The sequence below is a fragment of the Vibrio sp. 03_296 genome, assembly GCF_002265885.1.
This window is the reverse complement of record NZ_NPKW01000375.1, coordinates 1-1,258: the sequence shown is the minus strand read 5'-3', so window position 1 is coordinate 1,258 and position 1,258 is coordinate 1. Positions and strand designations below refer to the sequence as shown.

The window sequence follows — 1,258 nt, the reverse complement described above, 5'->3', positions numbered from 1 at the left end:
CCAAGCTAATAAAGCACTCGACTCGACTCTGAATCATGCCGGTTGTTGGCAATCATCCGCGTCAGCAATGGGCTATTGGCCAATCCGGCACTCAGCTCTGATGGTTTCACTCAATCGGTTCCTTTCACTGTTTAAATTTTGCGCTTTCGCTTTCTTTGCTTGAACGCACTGCGATCTATCTTTCTTTATTCGACTGAAGAAAATCGCTCGCACTTTTCCTGATCAAGGTGGAAAATGCTCTCCTAAACAGCACGTTATGCTGTTGTTGCGTCGATAAATCTCGATTCGACACAGAGCTTTGCACTATATCACAGCTTGCTTGTGACACGCCTCTCTGATTACGATTTTGCCAAACTGCCTTGAAAAATTTGCGGTAAGTCACCATTGTAAAGTGCAAGATTCAATCATTCACAGCAGTTGATTAGAGAGTAAAAGTGACCATGAGTTCCCCAAATTGAAGTCCGATTAGGCTCGATAAATGGCTGTGGGCTGCAAGATTTTACAAAACCCGTTCAATCGCTCGTCGATATGGTCGAATGGCGGTAAAGTCCACTATAATGGCCAACGTGCAAAGCCCAGTAAGATTGTCGAAGTAGGCGCGGTATTGAAACTTCGCCAAGGCAATGAAGAAAAAACGGTTGATGATAGAAAGCTATCCACCCAAGCGACGTGGCGCACCAGAAGCACAGACGCTCTATAGCRRAACGCAAGAGAGCCAAGCAAAGCGCGAAGCACAAGCAATGCAACGTAAACTCAACGCGCATAACCCAAGTCCAGACCGCCGCCCAGATAAAAAGCAGCGCCGCGACATTATCAAATTTAAACACCAGTAAAAGCCGGAAATACCTACGAGGAATCGACTAAATGGCAAGCAATGTTTTGATCGCTACTTATTTGAAGATCTTTCAGTACGTGGCGAGTTGGTACAACTGGATGAAGCGTATCAGCGAATTATTTCTAGCAAGGATTATCCGGCAGCCCTACAAAAACTGCTTGGTGAGCTATTGGTTTCTACCACTCTTCTGACTGCAACTTTAAAGTTTGAAGGCTCTATCACCATTCAGCTACAAGGCGAYGGCCCTGTTTCACTGGCCGTGATCAATGGTGACCAATGAGCAGAAAATTCGTGGTGTGGCTCGCTGGGAAGGCCATATTGCCGACGACGCAACCCTACACGACATGAGTGGGCAAAGGTTATATGGTCAATCAACCATCGAACCGAAAAAAAGGCGAGCGTTACCAAGGTATTGTAGGCCTA

The 1,258-nt window shown here is 46.1% G+C and carries 2 pseudogenes; both read left to right on the top strand.

The features are described from left to right. Positions 1-464 precede the first annotated feature (464 nt). Positions 465-833 (top strand): annotated as a pseudogene (gene hslR, locus CIK04_RS24765) (ribosome-associated heat shock protein Hsp15). A 9-nt stretch (positions 834-842) separates the two neighbouring features. Further along, positions 843-1,258 (top strand): annotated as a pseudogene (locus CIK04_RS24760) (Hsp33 family molecular chaperone HslO); the annotation flags it as partial.